Raw genomic sequence first — 16447 nt, forward strand, 5'->3', positions numbered from 1 at the left:
CATCTGCATGATTAACCACCCAGTACGCGTCTACCGCTCCGAAGAGAACCTGGCCCGCGAGGATCAGCTCGCCCACAAGATCGCCAAGGTTGCCGCCGATCCGGTCGAGGTGAGCCCCGAAGTCACCGAGATGATCATCAACCGCATCATCGACAATGCATCGGTCGCCATTGCCTCGCTCAACCGGGGACCGATCGTTGCCGCACGAGCCCAAGCGTTGTCGCACTCACCTTCCACCGGCGGCCAGGGCGCCTCCGTATTCGGTATTTCAACCAAGGTCTCCCCCGAGTGGGCCGCCTGGGCCAACGGTGTCGCCGTGCGCGAACTGGATTACCACGACACTTTCCTGGCCGCCGAGTACTCCCACCCGGGAGACAATATTCCGCCAATCCTTGCCGTGGCACAGCACACCGGCGCGTCCGGCAAAGACTTGATCCGCGGCATCGCCACCGGGTACGAAATCCAAGTTGATCTAGTCAAGGCCATCTGCCTGCACAAACACAAAATCGACCATGTGGCTCACCTCGGCCCCTCGGCGTCCGCCGGCATCGGCACCCTGCTGGGCCTGGATGTCGAAACCATTTTCCAAGCGGTCGGTCAGGGTCTGCATACCACCACCGCGACCCGCCAGTCGCGCAAGGGCGAAATCTCCACGTGGAAGGCGCACGCCCCGGCCTTCGCCGGAAAGATGGCGGTTGAAGCCGCCGACCGTGCCATGCGCGGACAGACTTCCCCGGTACCAATTTATGAGGGTGAAGACGGTGTGATCGCCTGGATGCTGGATGGCAAGGACGCAGCCTATGAAGTTCCGCTGCCGGCCGACGGTGAAGCCAAACGTGCAATCCTGGACACCTACACCAAGGAGCATTCGGCCGAATACCAGGCACAGGCCTGGATCGACTTGGCCCGCAAGCTGCACGGTGAGCACCCGGAAGCAACCGACCCGCAGAATGTGGCTTCGGTGCTGATCAAGACCTCGCACCACACCCACTACGTGATCGGCTCCGGGGCGAACGATCCGCAAAAGTACGATCCGACCGCATCACGCGAAACCCTGGATCACTCCATCCCGTACATCTTCACCGTTGCGCTGCAAGATGGCGCGTGGCATCACGTGGACTCCTACTCCCCCGAACGTGCATCGCGCGCCGATACCGTGGAGCTGTGGAACAAGGTCACCACCGAAGAAGATGCCGAGTGGACCCGCCGGTACCACTCGCTGGACATCGCCGAGAAGGCCTTCGGCGGCTCGGTGGTAATCACTTTGAACGATGGAACCGTGATCACCGACGAGATTGCCGTAGCCGATGCCCACCCGCTCGGCGCCCGTCCATTCGCCCGTGACCAGTACATCAATAAGTTCCGCACCCTCGCTGCAGGTTTGGTTGAAGAAACCGAAATCAACCGTTTTATCGCTGCTGCACAGAACCTGGAAAACCTGGCCGCCGGTGAACTCGATCAGCTGAACATCCAGGCCGCCGACGGTGTCATCGACGCTGCCAACGCACCTCGGGGACTGTTCTAACATGCTGTATTCAACCAAGACCCCCGCCGCAAAGCGCAGTGCGCTGCGCGAGATGTTAACCCCCGGCGCCGCCCGTCAGTTCCCCGGCGCCTTCAACCCGCTGTCGGCCAAGCTGATCGGTGAGAAAAAATTTGATGGTGTCTATATTTCCGGCGCGGTGCTGGCCAATGACCTGGGGCTCCCGGACATCGGCTTGACCTCGTTGACCGAGGTCGCCACCCGCGCCGGGCAAATCGCCCGCATGACCGATCTCCCGTCGATTGTGGACGCAGATACCGGATTCGGCGAACCGATGAATGTGGCCCGTACCATTCAGGAGCTTGAATACGCCGGTTTGGCCGGATGCCATATCGAAGACCAGTTCAATCCGAAACGTTGCGGCCACCTGGATGGCAAAAACGTGGTGGATACAGACACCATGCTCAAACGCATCGCCGCGGCCGCTGATGCCCGTATCGATGAGAACTTCTTGATCATGGCCCGCACCGACATTCGCGCGGTCGAAGGGTTAGCTTCCGCGGTTGACCGGGCCAAGGCGATGGTTGACGCCGGTGCGGATGCAATCTTCCCCGAAGCCATGAAAAATGTGGCCGAGTTTGAAGCGGTTTGCAACGCGGTCGATGTCCCGGTGCTGGCGAACATGACGGAGTTCGGCAAGTCGGAATTGTTCAACCGGCAAGAACTGGCAGATGCAGGTGTTGCCCTGATCATCTACCCGGTCACCTTGTTGCGCAGCGCCATGGGAGCAGCTGAACGGGTGCTGGATGCCATCAGTGAAGACGGCACGCAACAGCGTGAAGTGGATAACATGTTAACCAGGTCACGATTGTATGAATTGGTGGACTACGAAGCTTACAACCGATTCGACACCGGAATCTTTAATTTCCAGGTCCCCACCCTGGATATCGATTCCAACAGCGCGAATCTCTAAGCTAACACCGCAACCCTGCGGCGAAAGCTGCCTCAAGGTGCCAGCCTCCAACTGGCGGCTGGCACCTGAAGAAGCATCAACGATGTGAGTGAATGAAGAGGAGTACGAGCATGACCACCACCGAAGAAATCAAAAAGGGTCTGGCTGGAGTCGTTGTTGACTACACTGCCGTATCCAAGGTCAACCCAGAGACCAATTCCCTGCTCTACCGCGGCTACCCGGTGCAGGACCTGGCAGCCTACAAGTCTTTCGAAGAAGTTGCCCTCCTGCTGTGGAACGGCGAGCTACCTTCCCAGAGCGAGCTGACAGAATTCACCGCCTTCGAGCGAGCGAACCGCACCTTAGACCCATCGGTCAAGGCCGCCATCGACCTGCTGCCAGCCGACTGCCACCCAATGGATGTTGGCCGGACCGCAGTTTCCGTGATCGGGGCCAACCACTCGCAGTCGGAAAACTCTTCCGTTGAATCCGAATTGCTGAAATCCAAAGAGCTCTTCGCGGCTTTCCCTGCCGTGGTGGCTTACGACCAGCGCCGGCGCCGCGGCCTGGACGTTGTCCCGCCGCGTGACGATCTAGACTACTCAGCGAATTTTCTGTGGATGACCTTCGGCGAGGAGGCCGCCCCGGAGGTTGTTGATGCCTTCCGCGTATCAATGGTGCTCTACGCGGAGCACTCGTTTAATGCTTCGACGTTCACCGCACGTGTGATCACCTCAACCCTGTCCGATCTGCATTCTGCAGTCACCGGGGCCATCGGGGCACTCAAAGGCCCCTTGCATGGCGGTGCCAACGAAGCCGTGATGCACACTTTCACCGAGATCGGCATCAACAAGGAGGAATCCCGGGAAGATGCCGCCAAACGCGCGAAGGCGTGGATGGAAGACGCCCTGGCCGCCAAGAAGAAGGTGATGGGATTCGGTCACCGCGTTTACAAGCATGGCGATTCCCGTGTTCCGACCATGAAAGCCGCCTTGGATCGAATGATCGAACACTACGGCCGCCAGGAAATGTTGGGCTTGTACGATGGGCTGGAAGCGGCCATGGATCAGGCCAAGTCGATCAAGCCGAACCTCGATTATCCGGCGGGCCCGACCTACCACCTGATGGGTTTTGACACCGAGATGTTCACCCCGATCTTCATTGCGGCACGCATCACGGGTTGGACCGCACACATCATGGAGCAACGCGCCTCAAACGCCCTGATTCGACCTTTGTCCGCGTACAACGGTCCCGAACAGCGCGCCCTGTAGCGCATCGGAGATTCGACGCTCGCTTCCTCACCCTCGGTCCGACCCCTCACGTTCGGACCGAGGGTTTTGTCGTGTCGCCGACATTCCAGGGGTTCAGGTCCATCAAAGCTTGCCGCGCACCCATCCGCAAGCTATCGTTTAACGATAGATTATACCTGTCAATCGATAAGTGAGGTGAGTTGTGGGCCGATTCAGCATCCTGTCGCTCCGGGTCATTTTGACTGCAATTTTCATCGGAGCGCTCTTTGTCCAACTGGTGATGATTCCAATGATCGCCGTGAATGAGGTGTCGCGTCCGGGAATGGTTGACGTACCTGCGATCGCGTTCTTGGCGTACTTGGGAGTTGCCGGATTTGTCGTCGAGATTTGCGCGATTTGTGTCTGGAAACTGGCTACCAGAGTTGTGAGCAGCACGGTATTTGACCCAGCGTCATTCAAGTTCGTCACACCGATCATCGTGTCTGTAGCCTCTGGTTCGGCGGCAACCTTTGTCCTAGCTGCCTTGCTTGCCCCTGGCGAAGATATTGCCCCGGGGATCGTTCTGCTCATTGGCGGTTTTGGCATCTTGCTGGCAGGAATTTCGGTGATCGTTTACGTTCTACGCCAGTTGCTCGTCCAAGCGACCAGAACCGAAGCTCAAGCCGCCGCCCTGCGCACCGAGCTCGGCGGTGTCATCTAGTGGGGATCCGGGTTGATATCGATGTCATGCTTGCCCGGCGGAAGATGGCCGTTGGCGAACTCGCCGAACGAATTGGAATTACCCCGGCGAATCTTGCAGTCCTCAAAAACGGTCGAGCCAAGGCCATCCGTTTTACTACTTTGCAGTCATTGTGTGAGGTGTTGGACTGCCAGCCAGGCGACCTACTCGTCTTTGAATCCGATGATCCGCAAACCGAGGACGCTGCAAATGCCGTAGGCACTACCAATGCCTGATCTCCATCCTTTGCACCCCTAGATTATCCGGGGCCATCAGGACCGTTGCGGTAAACATCTCACCCGCGATGATACGTGGAAGCCACTGCTCGGCGTCCTGCCACATGTCCTCCACTGGCAACGCGTTCACCGGATACCACTGAGGCTCCAGTTCCCCGCTTGCGACAGGTTCGCCCTTAAAGCTTGTGGCCCAGAAGACCTGGCAATCCATATCCGACGCGGGACGTGCGGGAAAACGGAAAAGAATCGTCGCTCGATGCACCGGATGGGACACATCTACCGTGAGCGAAGTTTCTTCCTTCAGTTCCCGTACCACGGCACCGGAAGCCAGCTCTCCTGGCTCGATTTTTCCACCGGGTGCAACCACATTTCCGGCGCCGAAACCGGTGAGCTTTTTGCCCAGCAACACTTCCCGTTGCGCGCCGAATCCCCGCAGGACCAGCATCAGCACCACTGGCTGAGGATGGGTGCGCTTCACCTTCATGACTGCTCTCCTACTCGCAACGGTTAATTTACGCGCGGATGCGCCAGCTGATAGGCCTCGCGCAACGAATCGACACTGACCTTGGTATAAATCTGGGTCGTGGTCACCGAGGCATGCCCCAGCAGTTCTTGAACCACACGAACGTCAGCGCCTCCTTCTAACAGATGCGTGGCGAATGAATGCCGTAGGGTATGAGGCGAGACGTCAATGCTCAGGCCCGCCCGTTCGGCGGCCTTGGACAGAATCAACCACACGGATTGCCGTGAGAGCCGACCCCCGCGTTGGTTGAGAAACAACGCCGGGATACCTTTCCCCTTAGCGGCCAAACCAGGGCGCGAACGGACCAAATAATCGCTGACAGCCTTCTGCGCATAGGTGCCCACCGGAACAACTCGTTCCTTGGACCCTTTACCGAAAAGCCTGACCACGGCGTCCTGGGCGAAATGCAGGTCGTCCACGTCCAAGGCCACAACCTCGGAAATTCGAGCGCCGGTCGAGTAGAGAAACTCAAGTATTGCCCGATCTCGCAATCCAGCGGGGGTGTCCACAGCAATCGAATCAAGTATTTGTGTGACTTCAGCAATTGAAATGGCCTTGGGCAAAGACTGGCCAACCGCCGGTGGCTGTACCTCACGCGCCGGGTTAGGGGCGCAAATGTTCTCCAGTTCCCAATACTTGTGCAGCTGCCTCACCGCTACCGTATGGCGAGCCACCGAGCGGGGACCCAGCGCCGGATGTTCTTCGTCTCCCCGCGCCAGGTGCTGAAGGTAGCCGTTGATGTGGGCCTCCGTAATTGACGCTGGAGAAACCACACCCGCTGCTTCCAAGGTTTCCAAATAGCGTGTCAGATCCCGCCGGTAAGAGGATAGGGTGTTCTCTGCCAAGCCGCGTTCGATAGCCAGATGCTGCAAATAATGACGCAACCCCGGCGCGAAACTCGGCCCCAGCGTGAGCTCGGCAGCCCTACTGATTGCGGAGTCCCGGGTGCACGTCAAAAGGTTCATCGGGATGGCGTAGCGCAGAGAAGTTGCTCAGGCGGGCCGCATGTGCGGCCAGCAGCCCGATGACCGCGGTGGGATTGTGAATTTTTCCGGCCAGCACTTGAGCTACCGCGTCATCGAGCGGCACCCACTGGATGATCATCTCTGCCTCTTCTTCGGTGCGCGTGTGCCTCAGGTGCTCGGGAACTAGTTTCACACCCCGGGCAAGGTAGATTCGCACGGCTTCAGATGATGAGCCCGGGCTCAAAAACACATCGGTCAGGATCGACCAGTGCTCAGCGGTACGGTCGGCTTCCTCCCAAAGTTCGCGCTTAGCTGCCTCAACGGGAGGCTCCCCGGCAACGTCCAAGAGTCCGGCGGGAAGCTCCCACAGGCGCATTCCGACAGGATGCCGGTACTGGTTGACCATGAGAACACGATCCTCATCATCCATCACCAGAACGGTCACTGCGCCTGGGTGCACGATGTAGTCGCGTTCAATGGTGACGCCATCTTTCGAGAGCTGGACCGAATCATGTACCACGTGCCAAATTCGACCCGAATACACCGTTTCGCGTGCAAGCAGCGTCCGCTCGGAAAATTCATCAGTGATCCGCTGACTATGCACACTATGGTCTTTGCTCATGAAATTTGTTTCTCCTGCACTGCGCTGATATCCAAAAAGCTGACTTGCACTATGACCAGCTTAAACTCTAAGCGCACCGGTCACGAATGACTGGCGCGCTTAGTTTTGACGTTTTGACTCCTACAATTCAACTATCAGCCGCAGGAGCCGCACGGTTTAGGAGCTACGCTGAGCAATTGCCGCTTCGACCAAACCAGCGAACAGCGGGTGTGGACGGGTTGGGCGGCTGGAAAGCTCTGGGTGCGCCTGGGTAGAAACGTAGTATGGGTGCACGTTCTTCGGCAGTTCAACAAACTCAACGAGGCTGTTGTCCGGTGACGTACCGGAGAAGACCAGCCCGGCCTCTTCAAGTTGAGCACGGTAGGCGTTGTTGACCTCGTACCGGTGGCGGTGACGCTCTGCAACATCGGTCTTGCCGTAGGTTGCAGCCACAACGGAGCCCTCAAGCAGTTTGGCGTCGTACAAGCCCAAACGCATGGTGCCGCCCAGATCTCCCTTGCCCTCAACGATATCCAGCTGTTCTTCCATCGTTGCGATGACCGGGGTGGAGGATTCGGGGTCGAACTCGGTTGACGAGGCGCCCGGCAGGTCGGCAACGTTGCGCGCGTATTCAATGACCATCGACTGCAGCCCCAGGCACAGGCCCAAGGTCGGAAGCTGGTTCTCGCGGGCAAACTTCAGTGCGCCGAGTTTACCTTCCAAACCACGGATGCCGAAGCCACCTGGAACACAGATTGCTTCAGCGCCAGCAAGTGCCTTCTTGGCACCGGCTTCGGTGGCGCATTCATCGGATGGAACCCAGCGAATGTTAACCTTGGCCTGGTTGGCAAAGCCACCGGCCTTCAGCGCCTCGGTGACCGACAGGTAGGCGTCTGGCAGGTCAATGTACTTACCGACCAAGGCGATGGTCAGTTCGGTCTTCGGGTTATGGACAACATCGAGCAGACGGTCCCAGTCTTCCCAGTCAACGTCGCGGAACTTCAAATCCAAAGTCTGAACAATGTAGGCATCTAGACCCTGGGCGTGAATCACCTTAGGGATGTCGTAAATGCTCGGAGCATCGGCACAGTTGATAACCGCTTCGGTATCGACGTCGCAGGTGCGGCCAAGCTTGGCGCGCATCTCTTCAGGAATCTCACGGTCTGAACGAATAACCAGCGAATCCGGCTGGATGCCGATCGAACGCAGAGCCGCGACAGAATGCTGGGTCGGCTTGGTTTTCAGTTCCTGGCTTGGACCGATGTAAGGGACCAACGAAACATGTACGAAGAAAGCGTTTTTGCGTCCGATATCCTGGCGAACCTGACGTGCAGCTTCGAGGAATGGCTGGGATTCGATATCTCCTACCGTGCCACCGATTTCGGTGATGATCACGTCGGGAGCTGATTTTCCGTCACCCGGTTCAGTCGCCGCCAAACGCATACGACGTTTGATTTCGTCGGTGATATGCGGGATGACCTGGACGGTATCACCCAAGTATTCACCGCGGCGTTCACGTTCCAGGACCGTGGAGTAAACCTGACCGGTGGTCACGTTAGCGCTGCCTGGAAGATTTTCGTCCAAGAATCGCTCGTAGTGTCCGATGTCCAGATCAGTTTCTGCACCATCATCCGTGACGAAAACTTCGCCGTGCTGGAAAGGGTTCATGGTACCTGGATCAACGTTCAGGTACGGGTCGAGCTTCTGCATGGTCACAGAAAGACCACGAGCCCGAAGAAGATGTCCAAGGCTGGATGCCGTCAATCCCTTACCCAGGGAAGAGGCCACACCGCCGGTGACGAAGATATGCTTTGTCGTTTCAGACGACCGAGAATCACGAGTATTTTTACGCTGCACCACGGGATTTCATCCTATCACCATTCTTGTACCAAGCATCCACACTCACTGTAATGCACGGGTTAGCGAAGCCCTAGTTTGCTTCACGATTTGCGTGTTCACCTACGTAATCAGACTTTTTTCGATTCTGCCGCGGTGAGCGAACACACTAATTTCTGGGCATCTGCCAAAAGCTCCTCAGCATGCGCTTGAGCGGTGTCGGATTCCTCTTGTCCGGCGAGCATCCGAGCTAGTTCACGGATTCGCGCAGGACCGTCTAGGGAAACTACATCGCTGGCGGTGAATCCAGCACCATCATTGGACTTGGCATTCGAGTTCTTGATGACTCGAATGTGCCGGTCGGCGTAGGCCGCCACCTGCGGCAGGTGCGTCACCACGATGACCTGCACGTGCCTAGCTAGCATTGCCAGCCGTTCGCCAATGCTAACCGCGGCCTTACCGCCAACACCTTGATCCACTTCATCGAAAACGAAAGTTGGCACAGGATCGACTGCGGCGAGCACTACCTCAATAGCCAGCATCACACGCGATAATTCACCACCGCTAGCCCCCTTACCCAAAGGACGAGGTGCAGCACCTGCATGCGGTGCAAGCAACATTGAAATTGAGTCTTGGCCAAATGCGCCCGGTTCCTCAAGTTCGTTTACCTCGATCACCAGCTTGGCATCTGGCATGGCAAGGGCTGTCAGCTCGGCCGAAACCCGGGTCGACAATTTCTTGGACGCTTTACGGCGGGCATCGGATAGATCTGAGGCAAGCGCAGCAACTTTCTGTTCAAGAGCAACAACTTCTTCTTGCAGCACCTCAATACGCGAGTCGTCACCGCCAAGCGATTCCAGTCTCTTACGCGCATTTTCAGCCCAAGCAATAACTTCGTCGACGCTCGGCGCGTACTTGCGCAGCAGCTTTCCTAGATCCGCACGACGCGCCTCGACTTGCGCAAGGAGTTCAGGGCCTTCTTCATCAAGGTCCGCGACGTAGCCTGCGAGGTCACTTGAAAGCTCCGAAGCGAGGATGCCGAGTTCAGCAGCGCGCTCGGCGAATCCGGAAAGCAATGGGTCGTCACCACTGGCCTGCGCCAGCACACCCCGAGCGGTTTCCACCAATGTGGTGATTCCAGGATTTTCAAAGTCTTCGGAATCGATGACCGCTTGGGCCTGCAGGCTCGCGTTGCGCAGGGATTCGATATTTCCCAGTTTCATCGACTGCTCACGCAGAGTCTCGTCTTCACCGGGTTGGGGATCCAAAGAATCAATTTCGTCCAGCGCTAGGCGAAGGTTCTCTGCTTCCCGCACCCGATTGCGCGAGTCTTGCATCAACGAGGTCAGTTCCTTGCTTGCCGACCGCCACTGGCGGTAGCTGCGTTGATAGCTGCCAAGCAGGCGCGCTAATCCGCTGCCGGCGAAACGGTCCAAGGCGTCACGTTGGGCACCGGGTTCTTTCAGGCGAATCTGATCAGACTGGCCGTGTACCGCGACGAGTTCTTGCCCCAACTCGGCGAGTAGACCCACGGGCGCGCTACGGCCACCCACGGTGGCGCGAGAGCGCCCCTGTGCGGACAAAGAACGCGAGAGAAGTAGCTCGCTACATTGACCGGCAGGCTCAATAAAGGCACCGGCCTGCGCAGCCGCATCCAACACGTGGTGATCGGGTTCTAGATGGATCACAGCTTCGGCCAAGGCGTGGTCGGCTCCATTGCGCACCGCACCGGCGTCCGCACGGCGTCCCAATAACAATGAGAGCGCGGTAATCACCATGGTCTTACCGGCACCGGTTTCACCGGTGACGACAGTCAATCCCGGGCCGAGCGGTAATGTCGCATTGGTGATGACACCGAGGTTGGAGATCGAGATTTCCTGAATCATGGCCTGCTCCCGAAAGTCGAGTTCAAGTTCAAACGTGCACGATTAGTATATGTGTTCTAAGCGCACTTTCGTAGTTAGATTCGAAAATGAGGATAACTTTCTGCGATCCAGAGGGCTCAACCAGCTACATATGGGGTTCCTCGCCACCTACCATGGGTATTCCTGGCTCATCTTTGTGATGCGGCTCGATACTCTGCAACCCGGGACCAATCACCGGTAACGCCGTTGTGGCGGTCCGTCGGCTGTCTTCTTTTGCCGGACCGCGCCATCCAGCAATCGGCAACTCAAATTTGTTAACCAATCGTTCGGAGAACGGAGTGGTATTGAGTCTTGCCAAGCGCACAGGTGACTCGCTTCGTGTGACCTCCACACGGGCACCCGGCGGTAGATCTACTGTTCGTCGGCCATCACACCACAGGACCGCACCCGCATCCGTTCGGGTGAGCATTTCGACTGCCATCACAGAGTCCGGGGAAACTACCAGGGGTTTGGCAAAAAGCGCATGCGCAGAGATCGGAACCATGATTAGTGCTGCCACATCCGGCCAGACCACAGGCCCACCTGCCGAAAAGGAATAAGCCGTGGAACCTGTAGGCGTCGCCATAACCACTCCGTCACACCCAAACGTGGAGATCGGGCGGCCATCTACCTCGATGACCACTTCAACCATCCGTTCACGGTTTGCTTTTTCCACCGCGGCTTCGTTCAAAGCCCAGGTCTCTGCGAGACATACGTTGTCCTGCCACACCTTTACTTCGATGGCCATTCGCTCTTCAACGGTGTAGTTTTTTTCAACCAGTGCGTTGACGGTTGCCGCCAATTCGCTGCGTTCAGCTTCAGCCAAGAAGCCCACATGGCCGAGGTTCACCCCCACCAAAGGCAAACGAGCGGCACGAACCAGTTCAGCTGCCCGCAACACCGAGCCGTCGCCACCGAGGACCACACCCAATTCAATGTCTTCAACTGCACAATCGTCATGCAGTATTTCAACTCCGGGAACCGGAGCACCAGTGGCGCTCATTACGGCTTCATGGTCCTTGGCGCGCATTACCGGAACCGCACCGGCTTTGCTGAGCAACTCACAGGTTTCGAGTGCTGCGGTGATCGCTTCTTTTCTACCGGTGTGGGCGAAGACTAGGATCTTGCGCAAGGCGGAGTGCCCCTCTCAGTGATGACGAGTGATTGGCTCAACAACATGCAACTACTCTCCGGGGATCTCCGAAATTGAAGCATATCTAATCTAAGAGTAGTCAACAGCATGGATCAATGCGGTACTCTCCGCGCCATCCAGCGACTTTGCGCCGGTGCTTAGCCAGAGGAAGAACTCAAGATTCCCGTCTTGTCCGGCCAAGGGGCTTCGAGCCAGCCCGCGTAATGCCAGTCCAACCTCACTGGCCTTCTCGACAACGGCTTCCACAGCGCTTCGGCGCAGATCTGCGTTGGTGACAACACCTGTGCGGTTGAGGTGCTCTCTGCCTACTTCAAACTGCGGTTTGACCATCAGCACGAGCGAGCCACCGGACTTGGTTGCTCCTGCAAGCGCATCGAGCACGAGGCGCAATGAAATGAACGACAAGTCGGCTACCACCAGGTCGACTTTTCCACCAATATCTTGAGGGGTCAGATAACGTACATTCAGTCCTTCATGGACCGAAACCCTTGAGTCAGACCGGATTTCGTCAACTAATTGCCCGTGCCCCACATCTGCAGCAACAACATGCTCAGCACCTCGACGCAACAAAACGTCGGTAAAACCTCCGGTAGAGGCTCCTGCGTCTAAACAACGCAAACCTTTAGGAGAAATAGTAGTAAATACATCTAGGGCACCAGCTAGTTTGTGGCCTGCACGAGAAACGTACTGCTCCCCTTCAAGCGCACTGAGCTCCAACGGTGTAGTGCAGTCGACTTTCTTAGAAGCTTTACTGGTGACCAGGCCATCCACCGAAACTCGTCCGGCATCTATAAGCTTGCCTGCTTCTGTACGTGATCGCGCAAGGCCACGAACAACAAGTTCCTGATCTAATCGGTTCATCAACCATTCTCCGAACGGTTTAGTTCGTGTTGCAAGCTTCCAAACAGTTTCTCATAGATCCGGGCATGCTCGGCGATATCGTGGCCAGCCAAAGATGACAGCACGGATTCAAGATCTTGCTCGTCCAACTGTTCCGCGCGTCCTGCTGGCATACCGGGGTGTGGGCCTGGAGTGGCGGAGAAATCACTCACTGCTTTTCGCTGTTCTGACGACGAAGCATCTGAAGTCCGCGAGAGGTGAACTCAATGTCTGGAGTAGCGTGAGTGCTCTGCCGTGGATGAGCAAGCCACCAGGCATGGCAGGCTGCCCGCCACGCGTTGAGATCAGATTCATTGCCATCTACAGCAATCTTTCCGCTATCAACACGAGCGACCGCATCACCGACTTGGACCCCGTAACCTAGTACCTTAATGGTCGGGTACGGGCGGTAAATATCCGCCAAGGTGGCAATCAAATAATTCGGCCGTTGCTCCACCGGCGCACCTAGCGCGGTGACTGGGGTATCAACGCCGGTGAGCACCATGGCCGTAGAGAATCCTGCATGGAATCCTCCGAGAATATCGGTATCCAGTCGATCCCCTAACACCAGAGGACGTTTGGAATCCAAACGATCCGCGGCGCGCGAGAAGAGATAAGATTCGGGTTTGCCGGCCACACGTGGAGTTACCCCGGTGGCCAGCTTCACCGCGTGAACCAGAGATCCGTTGCCGGGGGCGATTCCCTCGGCGCGCGGGATGGTCAAGTCCGTATTAGTGGCAACCCATTTGGCGCCATTGTGAATTGCATAAGACGCCTCGGCCAGATTGCTCCAGGAGACTTCAGGATCAAAACCCTGAATCACCGCTGCCGGTTCATCTTTGTGCGACTCCACAACTTCTAATCCCCGCACTGCGATGCACTCTCGCAGATATGGGGAACCCACCACCAATACCTTGCTTCCTGGATTCAATTCGCGAGCCAGCATTTCAGCTCCGGCATCTGCCGAGCCGAACACTTGTTCAGCGGTAGTCTTCACACCCAACTGGCGTAGGTGCGCCGCAACAGACATTGGCGATCGCCCAGCATTGTTCGTAATGAATGCGTGTGCCACGTTTACCTCGGCTAGCGCATTCAGTGACTCCACTGCATCGGGAATCGCGTTGGGTCCAGCGTAAACTACGCCATCCAAGTCGGAAAGGACAGCATCAAATCCAGAAATCAGCATGTGGTGGTGGTTCCTACTTCATCAAAGGACGGGTACTACTGCGAGTCTACTTGGCGGCGTCTTCGTCAGTGATCTCCGAGACCTCGGAGAAGATGTGATCAGCATCAACCTCTACCAAACCGTCTTCTTCGTCGTGTCCCGTCTGCTCAACCTCGACGTCGGATTCTTCCTCGGTCTGGTTAGCGTCCACAACTGACTCGGCGGCTTCCTCGGCTGGTTCTTCAGTCTCGGTGGCAGCGTCAGACTCCACCAAGTCACGAGCGCGGGGTGATTCCTCCTCGTCGTCCATTTCTGGAGCAAGATCAACGATGAAAGACTCAGTCTCTTCCTCGATACCTAGTGCACGCTCGGCCACGGCAACCTGCTTCACCCAACGAGCGGCTTCCTCGGAACGGCCTGCAGATTCAAGCAGTTCTGCGTAGACAGCGAACAGGCGCGGGCTGAAGGAGAATGCACGGTTGAAGTTCAACTGTTCCAAAGTCTCCAAGGCTGCCAGCGCTTCGTCCTGTTTGCCTAGGTCGGAAAGGCAACCAGCCAAAACAATCTGCATCTCGACCTTGACCGACGGTTCAAGGTTGGCGGATTCCTCCGACTGAGCCAGTTCAATAGCCTTCTCGACGCGGCCTAGACCGCGCAACGAGTCTGCGATCAACGGCAGGTTGTAGTCCGAACCGGAGATGCGGCGGTGGGTGCGCAACTCGCGCAACGAATCAGCATACTTCCCAGCATGGTATGCAGCAATGCCCACGGCCTCGCGCACAACTGCCACACGACCGCCACGACGGGATGCAGCTAGGGTGTGCTCATATGCCAGCTCAGGATCATCTTCCAACAGACGTCCTGCCATCACCAGGTGCTTGGCAACCCAGCTAGCGGAACGATCCTCCAGGTAGCGCAACTGAGCACGAGCTACACGGTCAAGTTCCTTACCGGTAACGTCCTCATCGATCTCTGGGGACTGCGAACGGTCTGCACGATTAGAGATACGCAAATCTCCCGGGTTATGCGCCTTCTTGTCGTGACCCTGCGGATCTTCAAATTTCTTCTCACCGCGTGGTTTGAAATCGCGATCGTTCCGCTTGAAGTCGCCACCACGGTTATCATCGCGACGCTTGAAATCGCCACCACGGTTATCATCGCGACGCTTGAAATCGCCACCACGGTTATCATCGCGACGCTTGAAATCGCCACCGCGGTTGTCATCGCGGCGTTCGCCGCGGAAGCCGCCACGATCATCGTTACGCTTGAAATCGCCACCGCGGTTATCACCACGGAAGCCGCCACCGCGATTGTCGTCACGGCGTTCGCCGCGGAAGCCGCCACGATCATCGTTACGCTTGAAATCACCACCACGGTTGTCATCACGTCGTTTGAAGTCACCGCCACGGCTATCACCACGGAAGCCGCCACCGCGATTGTCGTCACGGCGTTCGCCGCGGAAGCCGCCACGATCATCGTTACGCTTGAAATCACCACCACGGTTATCACCACGGAAGCCGCCACCACGATTGTCATCGCGACGTTCGCCGCGGAAGCCACCACGATCATCGTTACGCTTGAAATCACCACCGCGGTTATCACCACGGAAGCCACCACGATCATCGTTACGCTTGAAATCGCCACCACGGTTATCACCACGGAAGCCACCACCACGATTGTCATCGCGACGTTCGCCGCGGAAGCCACCACGATCATCGTTACGCTTGAAATCGCCACCGCGGTTATCACCACGGAAGCCACCACCGCGATTGTCATCGCGACGTTCGCCGCGGAAGCCACCACGATCATCGTTACGCTTGAAGTCACCACCGCGGTTGTCATCGCGACGCTGGCCGCCACGGTCATCGTTGCGTTTGAAACCACCGTTATTTTCATCGCGACGCTTGAATCCGTCACGGGAGTTGTTGCGGTTTGAATCTGAGTTCCGGAAGCCGCCCTGTCCGTTGTCGGAACTACGGCGGAAATCGTTAGACATTTAATGTCCCCTTCAGCGGATATCTCAATACCGCAACCTTCGTGTTCGCATAAACGGAACACTTCACTATTTACAAATCACCATGCAACATCGGCATGTACGTCTACGTCCAGTCTACGGGAGTCGACACTCATACCATAGGGAAACGCATCTAATGTGTGCAGACACTCATGTGAACACAAATGGTAAAGGTCTGCCTCAGAACAGGAACTAGCAATGTGGCCGCGAATCTTGCCGAATATTCTATGCTCGCCGTCAGCGCCGAGACTACGGAAACATCTCCATGCGAACAGTTGACCCGTTAAACAGGAAAAGGGGGCCCACCAGGACCCCCACCCACACCCCACAAAGAGCAACACCCCACCCTGCGGGTTAAACAGAAGAAGGGCCCCAACACACAATGTGTCAGAACCCCTCCCCCATCTATCAAGTTAAGTCCGGCGGTGACCTACTCTCCCACACCCTCACGAGTGCAGTACCATCGGCGCAATGGGCCTTAGCTTCCGGGTTCGGTATGGGACCGGGCGTTTCCCCCACGCTATGACCGCCGTAACAATCACGAAACACACAAACCATCCAGCGGTCCAGTAGTTTCGTCCTGCAAGTCTTTTGGTGTTACCGAGGTTGTTGTCTCGTAACCATATAGTGAACGCGAACAGTAAAATCATTTTGTCGACACCACACACAGCAGCACTGTTTTATAGTGTGTTGTAAGTCATCGGCCTATTAGTACAGGTCAGCTACACAAGTCTTTGGGTCCTTGCTTCCACATCCTGCCTATCAACC

At 57.0% G+C, this 16447-nt stretch carries 16 protein-coding genes and 1 rRNA gene; 6 read left to right on the forward strand and 11 right to left on the reverse strand.

Going from position 1 to position 16447, the window contains the following annotated elements; genetic code table 11:
• The first annotated feature begins 7 nt into the window (after window positions 1-7).
• The 5 genes from ACIOWL_RS02975 to ACIOWL_RS02995 all read left to right on the forward strand — a co-directional run bounded on the left by ACIOWL_RS02975 (window position 8) and on the right by ACIOWL_RS02995 (window position 4639).
• The gene (locus tag ACIOWL_RS02975; protein ID WP_400381477.1) at window positions 8-1525 is read left to right on the forward strand and encodes an MmgE/PrpD family protein; all 1518 of its coding nucleotides are present in this window, start codon (window positions 8-10) and stop codon (window positions 1523-1525) included.
• Between the two features lies 1 nt (window position 1526).
• Window positions 1527-2456: a methylisocitrate lyase gene (gene prpB / locus ACIOWL_RS02980; protein ID WP_400381479.1), complete on the forward strand. Its 930-nt coding sequence runs from the start codon at window positions 1527-1529 to the stop codon at window positions 2454-2456.
• Window positions 2457-2566: 110 nt separating this feature from the next.
• Window positions 2567-3706 (forward strand): bifunctional 2-methylcitrate synthase/citrate synthase, encoded by a 1140-nt coding sequence (locus ACIOWL_RS02985; protein ID WP_400381480.1) that lies wholly within the window; start codon window positions 2567-2569, stop codon window positions 3704-3706.
• Window positions 3707-3887: 181 nt separating this feature from the next.
• Entirely contained in the window at window positions 3888-4385 is a 498-nt protein-coding gene (locus ACIOWL_RS02990) for a DUF2975 domain-containing protein (RefSeq protein WP_400381482.1), read from the forward strand.
• A complete protein-coding gene (locus ACIOWL_RS02995; protein ID WP_400381483.1) occupies window positions 4385-4639 on the forward strand; it encodes a helix-turn-helix domain-containing protein in 255 nt (84 codons plus the stop codon). The genes ACIOWL_RS02990 and ACIOWL_RS02995 overlap by 1 nt, the downstream gene beginning before the upstream one ends.
• Here ACIOWL_RS02995 and ACIOWL_RS03000 read toward each other — a convergent pair.
• The 10 genes from ACIOWL_RS03000 to ACIOWL_RS03045 form a co-directional block, all read right to left on the reverse strand.
• Window positions 4626-5123, reverse strand: coding sequence for an 8-oxo-dGTP diphosphatase (locus ACIOWL_RS03000; protein WP_400381486.1), 498 nt, complete (start codon window positions 5121-5123; stop codon window positions 4626-4628). The genes ACIOWL_RS02995 and ACIOWL_RS03000 overlap by 14 nt on opposite strands.
• A gap of 23 nt (window positions 5124-5146) precedes the next feature.
• A complete protein-coding gene (gene xerD, locus ACIOWL_RS03005) occupies window positions 5147-6127 on the reverse strand; it encodes a site-specific tyrosine recombinase XerD (RefSeq protein WP_400381488.1) in 981 nt (326 codons plus the stop codon).
• A complete protein-coding gene (locus tag ACIOWL_RS03010; protein ID WP_400381489.1) occupies window positions 6087-6749 on the reverse strand; it encodes an NUDIX domain-containing protein in 663 nt (220 codons plus the stop codon). The genes xerD and ACIOWL_RS03010 overlap by 41 nt, the downstream gene beginning before the upstream one ends.
• A gap of 156 nt (window positions 6750-6905) precedes the next feature.
• Window positions 6906-8588, reverse strand: a complete 1683-nt coding sequence (locus tag ACIOWL_RS03015) for a CTP synthase (RefSeq protein WP_400381492.1) — start codon at window positions 8586-8588, stop codon at window positions 6906-6908.
• 107 nt (window positions 8589-8695) lie between these two features.
• The gene (gene recN, locus ACIOWL_RS03020; RefSeq protein WP_400381495.1) at window positions 8696-10450 is read right to left on the reverse strand and encodes a DNA repair protein RecN; all 1755 of its coding nucleotides are present in this window, start codon (window positions 10448-10450) and stop codon (window positions 8696-8698) included.
• A 124-nt stretch (window positions 10451-10574) separates the two neighbouring features.
• Entirely contained in the window at window positions 10575-11600 is a 1026-nt protein-coding gene (locus ACIOWL_RS03025) for an NAD kinase (protein WP_400381498.1), read from the reverse strand.
• A 90-nt stretch (window positions 11601-11690) separates the two neighbouring features.
• Complete coding sequence (locus ACIOWL_RS03030; protein WP_400381501.1) at window positions 11691-12482, reverse strand: TlyA family RNA methyltransferase; 792 nt, start codon at window positions 12480-12482, stop codon at window positions 11691-11693.
• Window positions 12482-12634: a hypothetical protein gene (locus tag ACIOWL_RS03035; RefSeq protein WP_400381503.1), complete on the reverse strand. Its 153-nt coding sequence runs from the start codon at window positions 12632-12634 to the stop codon at window positions 12482-12484. The genes ACIOWL_RS03030 and ACIOWL_RS03035 overlap by 1 nt, the downstream gene beginning before the upstream one ends.
• Before the next feature lie 35 nt (window positions 12635-12669).
• Entirely contained in the window at window positions 12670-13686 is a 1017-nt protein-coding gene (locus ACIOWL_RS03040; protein ID WP_400381506.1) for an HAD-IIA family hydrolase, read from the reverse strand.
• A gap of 46 nt (window positions 13687-13732) precedes the next feature.
• Window positions 13733-14677: a hypothetical protein gene (locus ACIOWL_RS03045; protein ID WP_400381509.1), complete on the reverse strand. Its 945-nt coding sequence runs from the start codon at window positions 14675-14677 to the stop codon at window positions 13733-13735.
• Window positions 14678-14689: 12 nt separating this feature from the next.
• On the opposite strand from ACIOWL_RS03045, the gene ACIOWL_RS03050 reads away from it, so the two are divergent.
• Window positions 14690-15601, forward strand: coding sequence for a hypothetical protein (locus ACIOWL_RS03050; protein ID WP_400381512.1), 912 nt, complete (start codon window positions 14690-14692; stop codon window positions 15599-15601).
• A gap of 495 nt (window positions 15602-16096) precedes the next feature.
• Here ACIOWL_RS03050 and rrf read toward each other — a convergent pair.
• Window positions 16097-16213: ribosomal RNA gene (gene rrf, locus ACIOWL_RS03055) — 5S ribosomal RNA — on the reverse strand.
• Window positions 16214-16447: the final 234 nt, after the last annotated feature.

This window comes from Glutamicibacter sp. NPDC087344, assembly GCF_044744225.1.
GTDB lineage: Bacteria > Actinomycetota > Actinomycetes > Actinomycetales > Micrococcaceae > Glutamicibacter.